Source organism: Campylobacter sp. BCW_4323 (assembly GCF_001763115.1).
Taxonomy (GTDB): domain Bacteria; phylum Campylobacterota; class Campylobacteria; order Campylobacterales; family Campylobacteraceae; genus Campylobacter_D; species Campylobacter_D jejuni.
In genome coordinates this window covers 1-1,186 of the sequence record NZ_MJYC01000029.1, presented here as the reverse complement: position 1 = coordinate 1,186, position 1,186 = coordinate 1, and the positions used below count along the sequence as shown (strand labels likewise).

The following is a 1,186-nucleotide window of genomic DNA, read 5'->3' as shown; positions in this document are numbered from 1 at the left end:
ACTTAAAGCTAGGATAAAAAGTTCTATTTCGCTTTCAAATACAAAAAGATGTTTATAGTGTTTAGCTAAATTTTTAATCAGTAAAGCATTGCCTATACCATAAATACATATAAAAGGATATCTAGGAGTTTTTTCTAAAATACTTTGATAGAAAAAATTTAATTCTTCTTCTAAATTTTCATACATAAAAACATTATGAGTTTTATCATAGATATTTAAATTTTCATCTATATTAAAACGAGAACAAGTTTTATTTTGTATGAAATTTAAAAGTTTATTTCCTAAGGGTTCATTTACTCCACTTAATAAAGCTTGTATGTTTTTTTCTAGTATGGTCATTAGGTTTCCTTAAAAGAATTGATGATAATATTTATTCTTTGCTCTAGTTTTTCTATAAAATAAAGCAACCATTCATAATAAGCTTTGATGTAAGCACTGATAAAACTAGCATAATCCAAAATATTTTCTTTATAAACCAAACTTATCTTAAGTCCTCGTTTATAAATCACTGCTTTTAAAATACCATCTTGTATAAACTCATCTTCATCTAAAGAGTGATTGAAATTTTCTATATTTTGATAAACTTTTTCTAAAAATTCCAAAGGTAAAATAAAATCTTTACTGAGTATATTTTCTAAAATTTGTTTTAAAGCTAAAGCATCATTTAAAAATCTTTTAGCATTATCTTGATCTTTTTGTATTTTTTCTTTGAATTTAGCTAGTAGTTTATCACTTCTATTTTTAGTTAAACTTTTGGGAAGTTCAAACTTGGGTTTAAATTTTGTAAGGAGTTTTTCACAACATTCTTTAAAGGAAAGTTCTTCAGTAAAATTAATCCTTGCTCCACCTTCAGTAGCATTGTAAAATTTAGCTTCTTTACTGTTGCAAGCAAAAAGATATTCAAGCTTTATGCGATAATCATTCCAAGTCATATGAGTTAAAACTTCTCCTTTACTTGCATAGGCGGGGACTTTAAGTTTGTCTATATTTTCTTCATCGTTAAATTTCTCCCCAAAATCAAAACCTTTTGAATGTGAATTTCCTTCTTCATCAAAGGCCAAATCTTGCCCTATCATAATAATATTTTTAAATCCTAAAGCCAAAGCTAAGGTATAAGAAAAATGACTTACATGAGTACCTGTATCAACATAACCAAAGTCGTTAAGATTGAAGCGTTGGTATAAAG

General features: G+C 26.3%; 1 protein-coding gene and 1 pseudogene. Both read right to left on the bottom strand.

The window, feature by feature from the left end:
* Positions 1-339 (bottom strand): annotated as a pseudogene (locus AJN60_RS01505) (motility associated factor glycosyltransferase family protein); the annotation flags it as partial.
* A partial coding sequence (locus tag AJN60_RS01500) for a 6-hydroxymethylpterin diphosphokinase MptE-like protein (protein WP_141085085.1) occupies positions 339-1,186 on the bottom strand: 848 nt, incomplete at its 5' end. The pseudogene AJN60_RS01505 and the gene AJN60_RS01500, both read right to left, overlap by 1 nt.